This window comes from Peribacillus sp. NPDC096540 (assembly GCF_050278525.1).
Taxonomy (GTDB): domain Bacteria; phylum Bacillota; class Bacilli; order Bacillales; family DSM-1321; genus Peribacillus.
In genome coordinates, this window is record NZ_JBNNTG010000020.1 from 15,939 (window position 1) to 30,704 (window position 14,766).

The 14,766-nt window shown below is 36.6% G+C and carries 11 protein-coding genes and 4 pseudogenes; 1 reads left to right on the forward strand and 14 read right to left on the reverse strand.

Annotated features, from left to right (window positions below):
* Positions 1–20 precede the first annotated feature (20 nt).
* Positions 21–299, reverse strand: coding sequence for a hypothetical protein (locus ACQKMR_RS17030; protein ID WP_427698351.1), 279 nt, complete (start codon positions 297–299; stop codon positions 21–23).
* 219 nt (positions 300–518) lie between these two features.
* Here ACQKMR_RS17030 and ACQKMR_RS17035 point away from each other — a divergent pair.
* Positions 519–647: pseudogene (locus ACQKMR_RS17035) on the forward strand (IS3 family transposase); the annotation flags it as partial.
* A 103-nt stretch (positions 648–750) separates the two neighbouring features.
* Here ACQKMR_RS17035 and ACQKMR_RS17040 read toward each other — a convergent pair.
* From ACQKMR_RS17040 to ACQKMR_RS17100, 13 genes and pseudogenes are all read right to left on the reverse strand, one after another.
* A pseudogene (locus ACQKMR_RS17040) lies at positions 751–1,226 on the reverse strand (transposase); the annotation flags it as partial.
* Between the two features lie 187 nt (positions 1,227–1,413).
* The gene (locus tag ACQKMR_RS17045; protein ID WP_427698352.1) at positions 1,414–1,959 is read right to left on the reverse strand and encodes an HXXEE domain-containing protein; all 546 of its coding nucleotides are present in this window, start codon (positions 1,957–1,959) and stop codon (positions 1,414–1,416) included.
* A gap of 559 nt (positions 1,960–2,518) precedes the next feature.
* Positions 2,519–2,782 (reverse strand): hypothetical protein, encoded by a 264-nt coding sequence (locus ACQKMR_RS17050; RefSeq protein ID WP_427698353.1) that lies wholly within the window; start codon positions 2,780–2,782, stop codon positions 2,519–2,521.
* 30 nt (positions 2,783–2,812) lie between these two features.
* A pseudogene (mobQ, locus tag ACQKMR_RS17055) lies at positions 2,813–3,751 on the reverse strand (MobQ family relaxase); the annotation flags it as partial.
* Between the two features lie 5 nt (positions 3,752–3,756).
* The gene (locus ACQKMR_RS17060; RefSeq protein WP_427698354.1) at positions 3,757–3,888 is read right to left on the reverse strand and encodes a hypothetical protein; all 132 of its coding nucleotides are present in this window, start codon (positions 3,886–3,888) and stop codon (positions 3,757–3,759) included.
* A 319-nt stretch (positions 3,889–4,207) separates the two neighbouring features.
* Positions 4,208–4,343, reverse strand: a pseudogene (locus ACQKMR_RS17065) (DUF1540 domain-containing protein); the annotation flags it as partial.
* 152 nt (positions 4,344–4,495) lie between these two features.
* Positions 4,496–5,503: an NAD-dependent epimerase gene (locus tag ACQKMR_RS17070; protein ID WP_427698355.1), complete on the reverse strand. Its 1,008-nt coding sequence runs from the start codon at positions 5,501–5,503 to the stop codon at positions 4,496–4,498.
* A gap of 616 nt (positions 5,504–6,119) precedes the next feature.
* Positions 6,120–6,644, reverse strand: coding sequence for a hypothetical protein (locus tag ACQKMR_RS17075; protein WP_427698356.1), 525 nt, complete (start codon positions 6,642–6,644; stop codon positions 6,120–6,122).
* A gap of 173 nt (positions 6,645–6,817) precedes the next feature.
* On the reverse strand, positions 6,818–7,999 hold the full coding sequence (locus ACQKMR_RS17080; protein ID WP_427698357.1) for a hypothetical protein: 1,182 nt from the start codon (positions 7,997–7,999) through the stop codon (positions 6,818–6,820).
* A 2-nt stretch (positions 8,000–8,001) separates the two neighbouring features.
* On the reverse strand, positions 8,002–9,507 hold the full coding sequence (locus tag ACQKMR_RS17085) for a glycosyltransferase (protein ID WP_427698358.1): 1,506 nt from the start codon (positions 9,505–9,507) through the stop codon (positions 8,002–8,004).
* Between the two features lie 483 nt (positions 9,508–9,990).
* The gene (locus ACQKMR_RS17090; RefSeq protein ID WP_427698359.1) at positions 9,991–11,310 is read right to left on the reverse strand and encodes a UDP-glucose dehydrogenase family protein; all 1,320 of its coding nucleotides are present in this window, start codon (positions 11,308–11,310) and stop codon (positions 9,991–9,993) included.
* 1 nt (position 11,311) lies between these two features.
* Entirely contained in the window at positions 11,312–12,217 is a 906-nt protein-coding gene (gene galU, locus ACQKMR_RS17095; RefSeq protein ID WP_427698360.1) for a UTP--glucose-1-phosphate uridylyltransferase GalU, read from the reverse strand.
* An 812-nt stretch (positions 12,218–13,029) separates the two neighbouring features.
* The gene (locus ACQKMR_RS17100; protein WP_427698361.1) at positions 13,030–14,574 is read right to left on the reverse strand and encodes a glycosyltransferase; all 1,545 of its coding nucleotides are present in this window, start codon (positions 14,572–14,574) and stop codon (positions 13,030–13,032) included.
* Between the last annotated feature and the right edge of the window lie 192 nt (positions 14,575–14,766).

Consider the following 14,766-nt stretch of genomic DNA (forward strand, 5'->3'; position numbering starts at 1 on the left):
TAGGAAGTTTTTTCACTTAATCAATCTACCAAACTCAATATGTACTCAAAAGGGTCAGCACTTTTTAAAAATGTTTTTCTGACTCTAGTTTTGTGCTCCTTTTTTTGGTTTTGAACCGAATTTAATTTTCTAGGGATATTCACTAACAGCTTTACCAACAATGGTGGCAGGTTTTTAGGTTTTGAAAGTTCCGATTCCATTTCAAGATTATCCATATGCATTATTTGTTGCAATTTCATTTCAATTATAATATTAACTACTACAGCAGCTACAATCTGAAAAAATAAAAAGCGTTGCATCTTTGAACTATACCCCGAATAACGGACACACACAAAAAAAGTGTCCCTTATTCGGGGTTTTTTATGTTTCAATAGATGTAATTATTGTGGATGGAGGTTTACTATGAGTGAGAATTTATATGCTGAATTTCAGATCAAAGAACTTGAAAAGAATCCAAATATCATAAGTGCTTCCGAGCGGTCTATTCGCTATAGTCCGGAATTTAAGACAAAAAAAATATATTCCTCAGTAAAAAGGAAAAAGTAGGTGCCCTCCAGATCAAAATAGTTATGGAAAATGATTATTCGGCTGTCATGAATCATAAGAAAATCAGACGGTTGATGGCAAAATATCATCTCTTCGCAAAAATCAGAAGGGCCAATCCGTATCGAAAGATGGCTAAGGCAACCAAGGAGCACCTTACTTGTCCAAACCTTCTTAATCGTGAATTCAAACAGAAGGAGCCAGGGAGATATGACTATCATGCGTATTTCCCGGTGTTACAATCATCCCCAGCACAAAACCGTTGCGATCTGCAGCCGCATGAAATGAATAGGCAAACTGTTTTGTTCGTTCATCTTTTACATAGTAGCCACTCTCAGGGTCAGTTGTACTTTCTTTAATCTCTTTGGTTTCTTCTTTATCAAATTTATCCCGTGGAATAGGCTTCTTTCCATTATTTTCACGATCTTGATTTATTTCTTCTTGAAGGCGTCCTTGATATGCTCGTGTTTCCTTACGAACGATTTTCTTTTCGAATTTTCTCTTATTCGCACTGGCTTTCACATGTGTTGAATCATTGAACGAATACCGAAGGTATACTGAATGAATGTCAATTTAACTAAATTAACTGGATCAATACTTGGGCGCCCTATCTCTGAATACATATCTTTCACCAAGTCATAAATGAAAGTGAAGTCAATGGCCGCCTCAATTTTACGAACCAATAAAAAGTAGATTAGTAATTTCTTTTTGTGATGTTGTCCTGTACCAATAACTCGAATACTTCTCGTTCTCGGCCAGTGAGTAACGGACGTTTACGGAAAGTCATAAATAGCATCTCTTTGTACTTTTTTTATTATTAGTAGATGCAAAATGATAAAAATTGGGATTTGACAAAAAGTAATCAATTGATTAGCGAATTAATCGACGCCCTAAAAGATTCCCCATAAGAAAAATTGGTACCATTAAAATGCTGAAGGGAATACTTTCGAATATTAAATGTCCGTCTATTAGACCCAATTCAAACAAGCGGTAATAGGTAAGAAGAGAATAAGGAATTACGATGAATAACGCCGTTATGACACCAGGCGTATAACCCCGGAAAATGATGGTTTGGCCAATATGAGAAAATGCCTGTAAAAAAAATATATTTAATGTAGCAGTAAATAAGATAAGGTTTCCCTCGATTGTTAGAAGGTAGGCGGTCATAAATGTGATAAATGATATAATAAGCAAAATCCACGCAGCAGTAATAGAAAGCTGGGCGGATTTCGTACCCAATTTTTTTTTAACGATTAACGCAAGTCTGGCGAGGAAAGCTTTCGGAACCCTGTTTTTGTACTTGGTCATAAAACTTTCAACTGTTATTATCTCTTCTAAGTCATGAAACATAAAAATGACAGGGAACAACCAAATAATTGTTTCAATGTAGAAAAATTCATGTAATACTTCTAGCATCATTTACCTCCTGTTTATTGGGGATTACTGGATTTTTCGCAAGGTAATAGATGAGTTTTTACCGCCTTGTTATTAATCATATATGTCCAACAAAAAAACTATGTCAGAGAAAGGGGTACGGAAACGATTCGAAGGATAAGGGCATCTAGAAATGAATACTCTATACAAATCTAGTTAACATAAAGCACCTTATGAGCAGTGTCTATCCTTCAACCAAAAAGGAAATTCAGTCCTATACGGCCGAACTTCCTTTTTTTATTCAGAAAATACTAGTGAAATATATGATTTAACAGGATAAAAGCAATATCTCCTTGAATAAGGTTATTAAATAGAAATCAAAATGTTTAAATCGTTGATGTTATTAGTTAGATAAGACTAATATTAGAGTTAAGTTAATTCTTATATTAAGATTTATATAAGACTAACGTTAGATTGTATTAAGAGTTAATATTAGGGGGTCTGAATGGTCTCAAGTGGGACTATTTTATTTCCGTTTGCTTGATTCATGTTCATAAGCTTTTTAGCCGTTTCAAGGCTTATATAGCGCATTTCAGGACGTTCAGGATATAAAGCGCACAAAAGCGTTCAGATGGGCTATTTCAGCCTTTTCTAAGACCTTTCTTTCCTGATGGATGTGTCCACGTATCTGTCGGTTTTTCTCTAGGAGACTAGGGTAATCCGTTTGATGTTGACGTTGCATCTGCTGAAATTCTTTTTCGGTATGGAAGCCAAGTTTTTCACGGTAGGAATCTAACGTTTTATTCCGTGATTTTATTTGGTCTTCTGCCTTAGACATGTCCCGTTCGGCTTGTTCCTTTGTCATTCGATTTTCCTTTAGTTTAAAAGGATTGATCTAATTGATATGTTCCAATTGGTCCTGTGCTTGTTGGCGTTGGTTTTCAAAAATATGAACCCAACGGTAGGTTTCAGAAGCGCCTAGGATGGTTTCTTCTTTCCACCGAATCACTTGGTCATCCTTATTCACTTGGTTTTCCCACTGATCGAGCTCTTTACATTTTACACCGATTTCTTGCAAGGTAGGTTCACGATCCAGGTTCAAAAGCTTAGAAGCCTCTTGTAAGTGAACACGTTCTGCAGGCGTGTTGAAGCGTTCGGATTGTTGCCGTTGTTCTTGCCTCCGTGCTTTTTCTTGTTCCAGGGCTTTCTTTTCTTCCCGGTAGGTTTGGAGATCCACGACAAGACGGTTATATTCCTGGCGATCCCGATTCATATTTCCTCGATCCATTTGGACTCCGCGCCTTTCCATTTCATGAGCCACATGGCCAAGATGGACCGTTGGAAAAATAATGAGATTTCGTTTTGCATGGGATTCATGGGAGATACGGTCTTGAATGCCTTCACGTTCTAAGGATTGATTCGCATGTTCTGCCCACTGTTCACGCCATTGCTGCTGCAACTCTTTCTTGTTCCAGTCACGATTCTTAACGGTGAATCCGTCTTTGGAAATTTCGCGAGTGGTCAACATGACATTGGCATGGGGATTTTCTTTGTCGTCACGGTGAATCGCTACATCAGCAATCATCCCTTGATCGACGAATTCTTTTTTTACATACCCACGAATTAACTCCGTTTGTTCTTGATGAGATAATTCTCTAGGCAAAGCGATATTTATTTCTCTAGCCACTTGTGAGTTTTTTCTTGTTTCGGATTTCTCCACTTCATTCCAAAGTTGTTGCCGATCTTGTACCCATTCAGGAGATTGAGAAGGCGCAAGAATCATGGTTTCCGGTTGGACTTCTCTTTTATAGAATTTGGTTTCACCTGTTCGTTCATCCTTTAATCGTTCACCGGAACGATAGGCAGCAGAAGCAACAGCCGATTGACCTTTGCTTCAAATGGTTCGCTGGCACCAGTTGATCCAAAGTAATCAAGTTGATCTCGCTGAATAGAATTATGTTTCGAAAGCATCGTCATCACCTCAAGTTTTAATACTCCTATTTTAAAACAAAAAAGACTGTAGGCAAAAGCGGTTATATCTAATTGTTAAAACAAAGTTGATTGGAACGGAAGGTGCGAGACTCCTGCGGGAAAAGCGCGTCCAAGGGAGACCCCACAGGCGCAAAGGCGCCGAGGAGGCTCCCAGACCGCCCGCGGAAAGCGAGTGCCTGGAGTGGAAATCAACGTTCGGATTTTTAACCCCCTCAAAAAAACTGTAGACAAACTCGATTTTCATCGAGTTTGTCTACAGTCTGAAGGGTAACCAAATTATTGGTTACCCTTTTATAAATTAAACTTCTGGTTTAAATGTTTTGCAATCTATTTCTCCATTATTAGATGCTTGTTTACCCTTATGACTTACCACATAAATAGCATCATCATTACATTTGTTTCCAGATACAGTTATCGACTTCACAAAGTACATCTTATGCCATAGTATCTCCACTTCACTTTTGTTATCATTAACAAAGTTGAGGTGATTGATACTTTATAATTTAGTGCAGGTTTATCACTGACTGAAGTAGAGATTCCATCAGTATTTTTTATTCACTTATTAACTACTTCCTTTTTCCATATCTTATTTTATATAGTACTTATTGTACCAATTTACAAACTGAGTTAAACCTTGTTCTACAGTTGTTGAAGGAGAGAATCCCACATCAGCATGCAAATCAGAAATATCTGCATAGGTCTCCTTAACATCTCCTGGTTGCATTGGTAAGAATTCTATTTTTGCCTTTTTGCCAATTAGTTTTTCTAATGTATTAATAAAATCCATTAATTTTATGGGATTATTGTTACCAATGTTATAAATTTTGTATGGGGCATAGCTCGAACTTGGATCAGGGTTAGCTCGATCCCATTTTTCGATATATATTGGTGGATTATCGAGTAGTCGGATTATTCCCTCAACAATATCATCAATATAAGTAAAATCTCTTCTCATATCTCCATTATTAAAAACCCTTATTGTTTTCTCTTCAATAATATTTCGAGTAAAAGAGTAATAAGCCATATCAGGTCTCCCCCAAGGACCATACACCGTAAAGAATCGGAGTCCTGTGGTTGGAATATTAAATAAATGACTATAAGTATGAGCCATTAATTCATTAGACTTTTTTGTGGCAGCATATAAACTTACTGGATGATCTACTGAGTCTTTAGTTGAGAAAGGGATGTTAGTATTTGCTCCATAAACAGAACTAGAAGAAGCATAAATTAAGTGCTCTACATTATATTGTCGACATGCCTCTAAAACATTAACAAACCCAACTAGGTTGGAATTAACATAAGAATCTGGGTTGTCTAGACTATAACGTACTCCCGCTTGAGCTGCTAGGTTGATGACTATATGAATCGTTCTATCTTTAAATATTTGATTTAATTTTTCTTTATTTGATATATCAATTTTATAGAATTCAAAATTAGGGTTTTTTTCTAATATCTTGAGACGATCCTTCTTTAAAAGAACATCATAATAACCATTAATATTATCTACACCTATAACGTTGATATCTTGGGCTAACAAACGTTTTGTTAGATGGAAACCAATGAAGCCTGCCGCTCCTGTTACTAATATTTTCATAGTATTAATTTCGATCCTTTCTATACAATAGGACTTTGACATTATCTAGAATACTGAGTAAGCCTTCGTATTCATACACTGATACTTTCAATCCTTTACGGCAACAGAGCAAAGGCCATTTTGTTGGATATTAGACTAGGCAAACTCAGAAATTCCCATTCCAACCCTCAGGGGGATTGACTTTACAATTCATTCGTAATCCACCAATGACATGAAATCTTTTTTCGCTTCAAACCTCATGATTTTTTCACTCGTATATCAGCTATCAACTAGCACAAAAAAGATATCTTTTTTTGAAGATGGATAGTTCTGAATCAATTCAAGTACCAAGTCTTTTTTGCTTTTGAAAGGGAATGCTGGCTTTGGCAATGCTCTTTTAAATTAGGGAAGAAAATAGTAAATCAATAGCCCTCTGTCACTGCAGGTGCAGTAACGAGACAACGAGAACCATATACTTTTCCCAACTGAATGAGGGAGTGAAAAACAAGGTTTTCCATTTTGAAAATAATGAACGTAGCGGAATAAATATCACCTTTTGCTTTTCACCAGGTTTTTTTACTCATAATAAAAAGTTTAAGCTTTGCCTAACTATGACTATACAAGCGTATTATCATTTTCATCTAATGGTATTGGTTTTTGTCCATTCAGCATGCGTATCAGGATCTATTGCTTGCACTTGTTCTAGAAAAGAATCTAAAAAATTTCTTTTTCGCAGGTCTTTAAATAACTCGAGAGGTCTTTTTTGTTCACATGAAAACGAGTACACATGATCGACTAATTTAAAACCATTCGTGGTTATAATAATATGCCTTAGTGGGGCATCAATTTGTTTGAAACCTGATTTTTCCATTGTTTTCAATATATAGAGTAAGCGTCTTGTTATGTCCTCAGAAAGTACAGATTGTTTTTTAAGAAACGTATTTAAATCTGGTCCTAATAGATATTCCATTAAAATATAATTTGGTCCTGTTTCAAAGACCTTCGGGATAAAAGGCAAGTCTTGACTTGATAAAAGAACCTTTTTTTCCTGAGTTGCATGTTCAGTTTTCCCGTAAATTTTTACGCATTTGTCTTCAGACACTCGATAAACAGCACCTTGATGCCCTTTTCCAATTAGTGTTTGTGTAATACCGCTATCCACTTTTACTCCACTCCCTGACCCTCCAGAAAGGACGGTAATATTCTAAAGTCCAAACTATTTTGATTGAAATAATTCTCCCACTCATTGAAGGTGTCCGGTTCAAGCCTTTTCACTTGGGCTAAGAACAGTCCTTTAATAGGATTATTTTTAAATCTCTTAATAATTTTATATAACTATACAAGCGAATTATCATTTTCATTTAATGGTATTGGTGTTTTTGTCCATTCAGCATACGTATCAGGATCTATTGCTTGCACTTGTTCTAGAAAAGAATCTAAAAAATTCCTTTCTCGCAGGTCTTTAAATAACTCGAGAGGTATTCTTTGTTCACGCGAAAACGAGTACACATGATCAACTAATTTAAAACCAGTCTTGGTTATAATAATATGTCGTAGTGGGGCATCAATCTGTTTGAAACCTGATTTTTCCATTGTTTTCAATATATAGAGTAATCGTCTTGTTATGTCCTCAGAAAGTACAGATTGTTTTTTAAGAAACGCATTTAAATCTGGTCCTAATAGATATTCCATTAAAATATAATTTGGTCCTGTTTCAAAGACCTTCGGGATAAAAGGCAAGTCTTGACTTGATAAAAGAACCTTTTTTTCCTGATTTGCATGTTCAGTTTTCCCGTAAATTTTTACGCATTGATCTTCAGACACTCGATAAACAGCACCTTGATGCCCTTTTCCAATTAGTGTTTGTGTAATAGCGCTATCCACTTTTACTCCATTCCCTGACCCTCCAGAGAGGGCGGTAATATTTCTAAAGTCCAAACTATTATGATTGAAATAATTCTTCCACTCATTGAAGGTTTCCGGTTCAAGCTTTTTCACTTGGGCTAAGAACGAGTCCTTCAATAGGATTATTTTTAAATCTCTTAATAATTTTAAAGGTACAGGGTGCAATCTTTTGAAGGAATTCACATGGTCAATCACTTTAAGTTCTTCATTACCAACGACAAAAATATGGCGTAGAGGGGCATCTATCATGGTGAATTTTACTTGTTTTAATTCCTTTAATATATAGAGAAGTTTCTTTACTATAGAATCAGGGATATACGTACATTTTATAAGGTATTCTTTTAAGGTTGGAGCATTAAAATATTCCATGACTATATAGTTTGATCCTGTTTCAAATACCACAGGCATAAAGGGTAAATGTTGACCCGCTTTAAGGGCTTCTTCCTCCATTTTCGCTTGTACAGGGTCTGAATAGATTTTCACACATTTATCTTCTGCGAGTTTAAATACTGCACCTTGAGCACCCATTCCAATCAGCGAATAGGTAGTGGGATTGTGAATTTCTAAAGACTTTTCACCTTTGGTTACAGTAATAGTTTTAAAATCCTCCATGATCAGCCTCCTATCTTTTCATCTTTAGCCTGCTGTTGAAGCTTTTGAATTTTATTAAGGGCTTTTTTGACCTTTTTGACTTTTTGAGCCTTTTTTTCTTTTTTACGAGATGCTACTGTTTCATCATCATCTTTAGCCTGCTGTTGAATTTTATTAAGGGCTTTTTTATCTTTTTTATTAGTTGCTACTAGTTTAACTTTATCTTTAACTTTAACTTTAACTTTAACTTTATCTTTATCTTTATCTTTAGTCTGCTGTTGAAGCTGCTGAATATAAATAAAGGCTTTTTTGACTTTTTCGGCTTTTTTATCTTTTTTACTAAGCTCTACTGATTCGTCATCATACTTAACTTGCTGTTGAGGCTGTTGAGGCTGTTTAGTATTCTTAAGGGTTTTTTTATCTTTTGTATCCTTTTTGCCAGGTGTTACTGAATTTTGTTCACCTTTTTTATAAGGGGCTGCTAGTTCATCATAAAATTCAGCTTGTTGTTGAAGCTGTTGGACGAGGTTAAAGTTTTGTTCGATTTTTTGACGAGCCGCTACTGTATATGTTTCCCAAAGCTCCCTGTTAGTTAGCATGAATTCAAGAGCCTCTGCCAGTTCATCTACATTGTTTTCTTGTACTAATACTCCCTCTTTCTTATTTGTTATTAATTCAGGGATGCCGGCATGATTGGTCGAAATCACTGGTACCCCAACCGCCATAGCTTCTTTTAATGTATTAGGTATACCTTCTACATCTCCATCGGCAGCTTCTAAGCTAGCGGCGCAAAATATATCTGCATTGGTCATTTGTTCTCGTACTTGATCTTTAGGGAGATGATTTAATAAACGAAAAGAATCTCCTAGATTAAGTTGATTTGCCAAAGAATTGATATATTCTTCAAGCTCCCCTCTCCCGATAATTGTCAGGGTTGCATTTGGAAATTTACCTCTGATTTTTTGAAAAGCTTGCATTAAGATATGGTGTCCTTTTTTTTCCACCAACCTACCGATGGATAAAATGTTTTGAGAGCCCTCTTTATGTGGAGTTCGATAATTGAATTGGTTAAGGTCAACTCCGCCATATAATACTCTAATTTTTTCTGGAGGACAGCCCCAAGCAATCAACCTATCTGCTAAATATTTACAAACAGGAAAAAAGCGCTCACCTCGGTCAAATAGCATTTTCATGTTATCTAGATAACCAATGGGCTGATTAGCTAGGGTTGCATCCCTGCCTCGAATACTTGTTACCAACGGAAGGTTTGTTTCATCTTTAAAAGGAAGTAATAACATCCCTAATTGACCATGGTGAGCATGTAAGAGGGAGATATTATTTCTTTTCACATATTCTGTTGGAGAGAAAATTTCATTGAGATAATGAACCTTCTCATTCAGAAGGGAAAGATCTATCATATACTTAGGTTGTCGTACCATATGAATATAATCATAATCAGGAACTTCTCGAATCTGTGAGATATATTGGGTCGGGTCAACTCTTAAATTCAAATGCATAACTGTGTGCAAATAAATGTTCTCCTTTCAAGAATAGTAGGCAAATTTTCTGGTCCTTTTCAAGTATATTATGTACGACTATATAGGTACGCATGGACTAAATGGAATCGAATTTCTTTGAAATCGGTTAAAAGTGAGATGGAAGTTGTTTAAAATCCGTTAGCTACAGCTGACGCTCATAACATAAAGTAAAACTAATGGCAGTGAGTGTGTGTTAGCATAATACAAAGAGGATGAAGTAAGTGATCTGACATATTGTTAATTGAAAGCCAAATGATGATAATAATTCAACATGCAAATAGTTGAAGTTAATTTATATCTTTTATGGCAAGGGGATACAAAAAAGCACCCAAGATTATTCAAAGGTGCAGCTTTGCCGGTTTACCCGCATATAGAATAGAAAAACAACTCACCCTTTGAATGCGTGAGCTTATATAATATTAGCAAAAAAAATCATCATGTTAGTGTTATGAGATTTTAGAAAATGCTGAACATTTAAGTCATTTCAATTACTATTGATGGTCTTCCTATTGGATAATATTCAATTTTCTTACATGCTCTGATTCGTTCTTCCCCAAAACAATTTCTACCATCAAAAACAATCGGTTGTTTCATTATATTAATCAATGCCTCAAGATCTAAATGTCTAAACTCATTCCATTCTGTGACAATAAATACTGCGTCCGCATCCAATGCCGCTTCGCGGGCTGAGCCGGCAAACCTAATTGTATCCTTTAATATTTTCTTGGCATTATCTATTGCTACGGGATCATAAGCTACCACTTCTGCTCCCAGTTTGGCCAATGAACGTGCAATTTTAATAGATGGCGCTTCCCTCATATCGTCAGTCTCTGGCTTGAAAGCAAGGCCAAGCATCGCAACCTTTTTTCCTTTTAATTCTCCAAAACGATTTATCGCTTTCGTTACAAGGAGTTCTTGCTGAAAATCATTAATCGCTACTGTTTCTTTCAACAGAGAGAATTGTATTCCATTCAAATTAGCCGTATGAAGCAAAGCTTTAACATCCTTCGGAAAACAAGATCCTCCATAACCAATCCCTGGCTGTAAAAAGGCTTCTCCGATTCTTTTATCTTTTCCCATTCCCTTTGCTACATCTTCAACATCTGCTCCCACTACCCCGCATAAATTGGCAACTTCATTAATAAAGCTAATCTTAGTCGCCAAAAATGCATTAGAAGCATACTTAATCATTTCCGCACTTTTAATACTTGTTAATAAAAATGGCACATTCAACGGACGATACATTTCTTGTACTTTCTTTGCCGCCTCTTCATTTTCTGAACCGATGATGATTCGATCTGCGTGCATCGTATCCTTAATGGCAGACCCTTGTCTTAAGAATTCAGGGTTTGAAACCATTTCAAAGGTGACCCTTTCGTTACATAGTTCACCCATAATTTTTTTTATAAATTCATTCGTACCAACAGGCACTGTACTCTTTAAGACGACCACAGCACTTTGTACTAGGTTTGCAGCAATATCCTTCGCCGATTGCTCAAGATACGATAAATCTGCTCCCCCATCCTCCCTTTGCGGTGTTCCTACGGCAATGATAATAATTTCGGCACCATTTAACGCTTCTCGATGAGATGTTGTAAATAGCAGTCTACCCTCTGCAGCATTTTGAGTAAGTAATTTCTCCAGACCCGGTTCATATATTGGAGAAATCCCTTGACGTAGATTTTTAATTTTCTGTTCATCAATATCGATACAAATGACACTATGCCCTATTTCTGACAAACAAACACCAGTGGACAGCCCGACATAACCTGTACCCAAAACAGCTATTTTCATATTATTCAAGCTCTCTCTTTATAATCTGAAGGTTTTCTTTCTTATTTACATCACTTAAATAGGAAAGTACCTCATCTCTTATATCATCCCTTTGCAAAGCAAAGTCTATTGTTGCCTTAATAAATCCAACTTTATCTCCAATATCATATCGGTTTCCCTCAAAGTTATATGCTAATACGGCCTGCTGCTTATTTAGCTCATTTATGGCATCTGTAAGCTGTAATTCATTACCGTGTCCAATTGGAAGCTTTGCTAGTGTTTCAAAAATCTCAGGTCTTAAAACATAACGCCCCATAATCGCATATCTGGAAGGAGCCTCTTCCCTTTTTGGTTTTTCTACCAAAGAATCGATATGGAAAAGGTTTGGCTCAATCATTGTACCTTTTGGCTTAATAATGCCATATTTACTGACATCCTTTTCCGGTACGTTCTGAACAGCTACGACGGAGCTGTTGCAATACTCGAAAACACTGATGATTTGTTTCAGACAAGGTGTTTCAGACATAACGATGTCATCTCCTAATAAAACAGCAAAAGGTTCATTTCCAATGAAGCTTTTCGCACAGAGAATTGCATGTCCTAGCCCCTTCGGTTCCTTTTGGCGGACATAATAGATATTTGCCAAACTAGATATTTTCTGAACTTCCTCTAAAACATCTAGCTGATTTTTTCTTAAAAGTGCATCTTCCAACTCATAGGATTTATCAAAATGATCCTCTATTGATCTTTTTCCTCTACCGATTATGATAATAATTTCCTCTATACCCGAAGCTACTGCTTCTTCTACAATATATTGAATTGTTGGTTTATCAACAATCGGCAGCATTTCCTTGGCCTGAGCTTTTGTTGCAGGTAAAAATCGAGTCCCAAGGCCGGCGGCCGGAATAATGGCCTTTCGGATTTTCATAAGCTGCCTCCCTTTTGTCATTCATTAATCCTTTATATGCAAAAGGACAACTTCCGGTCTAGTTAGTAGCCCTATTAATCTCATTTTTATTTAACGGAGTTTAGCCTGCAATACATGAAAAAACCCAAAACTGACCGTGGCCGAGCCTAGCAACCAGTTGGTTACGTTCCAAATTAAAAGATCCATTACACTATTATGCAATGGAGTTACCCATGGTTTTGGTGTAATGGTGATTAATGTATTGGATAAATTTCTGTGTACAACTCAATGATACTTCTTGAATATTAGGAATCTTATATAAAGCAAACAAAGAATTCAGATACACCGTTGTATGGTATCGCCTAGATCTTGAAAAAGAATCGGATAATAACCAAGGGCTTAGCAAAAGGCATTCAACATGAGATCCACACCTTCAGTTATTGGATAGGTTATTGAGAAACAGAATATCAAAAATTAGCTGTAGCATTTTAATGGGGGAAAAGTATATGAATGAATAACTTGATCGCGAAAACAATTGGGGGTTTTATCAAATTATTTTATTCTGAAGAATAATTAATGAGGTTTTTTTTATAAACACCTTTCCATTCCCCCTTGTATCAAAATATATGATTGACTGTATTCATGATTTTGAGGAGGAGGTTTTTCGCTAATAAATTCTTAATCTAATAATAGAGAAGACAAAAAAACGGAAGGTTTATTAACCCTCCCCGTTTTAAATTAAATTATTATCAGGCGTAAAATAAGATTAAGATGCATGTTGAAATGGTCATAGTTTGAACAATTCTATTAACTAGCTCCTAAAGCAGCAACTGTTATCCTCCTTGTGAGGTTTCAGGCAACACTACTACTTTCTCCGTACATGAAGAGCAAAACTTGGCATATTGGATACACGTTTCTAATGAATCATTCGGCTCCATTGGCCACCAACGGATGGCACCCATGGGCGCCATAGAAGCAAAGGCCTCGATTTCTGCAGGAATACGACCAACAACTACTACTTCGATTTCTTTAAAATTGGTATCTATGCCCTTTTGAAGAGTCTTAAATAATTGGGTATGCTCATTTGTAGGGCAGGAGTGAGGAATAGGAAACAGGATTGAAGCTTTGGATAATTCTTCATGAATGATATGAGCAGTTTTTCGTGCGGGATTATCTGTAGTTGTCTCCCAAACACGACTATATGGCACTTCCTCTGGTAAACCCATTTCTTCCAATCTTTTGTAGATTCTCGGACGATAATAACTGTTTAGTTCTTTTACGAGGGTTTGAATCTGCTTATTTCTCTGAAAAGTAGAGTTATCTCCATTTTCATTTCGATATTGGATATAGAGTAAATCGGGAATCGATACATACTTCGTACAAAGAAACGTCCGAACGAGCATGTCGTAATCGTCTGCAACCAATAGTTCTTCGCGATGACCTCCAATCAGATGGTAAAAATCTCTCGCCCACGCACGAGGATGATTCGGTAAACCAACCAAATGACGGATGGTATTCCCATTGATGGTAGTGTGTCTTTGCACATTTTGCCATCGATTCATTTCATGTACCCAGACTCGATAACTCACACTGTATCCAAAACCACAATCCCAACCATACCAATGAGCATGGTGGTTCCCTACGTGCACCTCTGCACAATCCCCATAAACAAAGCCACATTCAGGGTGTTGTTGAAATGCATCGACGATTTTCTTTAGACAGTTTGGAGTTAGGTCATCATCATGATCTACTTCCACTAAAATTTCTCCTGTACATAGACCTGCTGCATACCGTTTGATTGCCCCTATGTAGCCATTGCGGGAATCTTGGCGATACCTCCTCACACGGGGATCGTCTAGAGGGAGTAAGTCTTCATTGTATGTCTCATCATCATCACCGGAGTCATCTACAATCACCCATTCCCAATTGGAATATGTTTGATTCAGTAGAGAACGATAAGGGCGCTGAATTTTTTCTTTAGACTTGTAGCTAGCTGTGAACACAGACACTAAAGGAGTATCTGAAGAAAAACGAGTCGAAAGGGTCTTGTTTTCTGGAAGAGGATCTGTCTGTTTGAGCCAGCAGTAAAATAAGTTGTATGGTTGAATTTCTGCTGGAGAATTGAAATGTAGCCAACGTTTTCTCTCCTGAACAGGTAACGCATTCAGTGTTCTAAATTCTTCCCACCCCTTTCCTAATGAAACATATACGCGAGGATTTTTAGGATTTATATCCAATAATGCATCATCAAGTCCATACACCTTCACTGTTATGTCACTTTCAGCTAGTCTCATTAACATTTCTTCCAACCCATCCCCTGAATTCCTCTTTGAAATAAATAGATGGACTGTCAATAGTGGAGTATGATTGGTTGCCATGTTTGCCCTCCTAAAATAAATAAGTATCAATTATCGTGAATACAAAGGATAGAAAATTCACCGTTATTATACACCGAGTATATTTTGTTCCTTCAAATATATAGTTTTATTAAGCCAATCCCATAAGTGCAAATTTACTTTTGAACATAAAAACATGATTAACAAGAATGAACCGCCTACATCCGATTCAAG

Excerpts from the sequence above, each read along its gene's own strand:
- ACQKMR_RS17070 (WP_427698355.1), bottom strand. The coding sequence starts at position 5,503 with ATGAAAATATTAGTAACAGGAGCGGCAGGCTTCATTGGTTTCCATCTA.
- ACQKMR_RS17080 (WP_427698357.1), bottom strand. The coding sequence starts at position 7,999 with ATGGAGGATTTTAAAACTATTACTGTAACCAAAGGTGAAAAGTCTTTA.
- ACQKMR_RS17045 (WP_427698352.1), bottom strand. The coding sequence starts at position 1,959 with ATGCTAGAAGTATTACATGAATTTTTCTACATTGAAACAATTATTTGG.
- ACQKMR_RS17100 (WP_427698361.1), bottom strand. The coding sequence starts at position 14,574 with ATGGCAACCAATCATACTCCACTATTGACAGTCCATCTATTTATTTCA.
- galU (WP_427698360.1), bottom strand. The coding sequence starts at position 12,217 with ATGAAAATCCGAAAGGCCATTATTCCGGCCGCCGGCCTTGGGACTCGA.
- ACQKMR_RS17090 (WP_427698359.1), bottom strand. The coding sequence starts at position 11,310 with ATGAAAATAGCTGTTTTGGGTACAGGTTATGTCGGGCTGTCCACTGGT.
- ACQKMR_RS17060 (WP_427698354.1), bottom strand. The coding sequence starts at position 3,888 with ATGCTTTCGAAACATAATTCTATTCAGCGAGATCAACTTGATTACTTT.
- ACQKMR_RS17030 (WP_427698351.1), bottom strand. The coding sequence starts at position 299 with ATGCAACGCTTTTTATTTTTTCAGATTGTAGCTGCTGTAGTAGTTAAT.
- ACQKMR_RS17050 (WP_427698353.1), bottom strand. The coding sequence starts at position 2,782 with ATGACAAAGGAACAAGCCGAACGGGACATGTCTAAGGCAGAAGACCAA.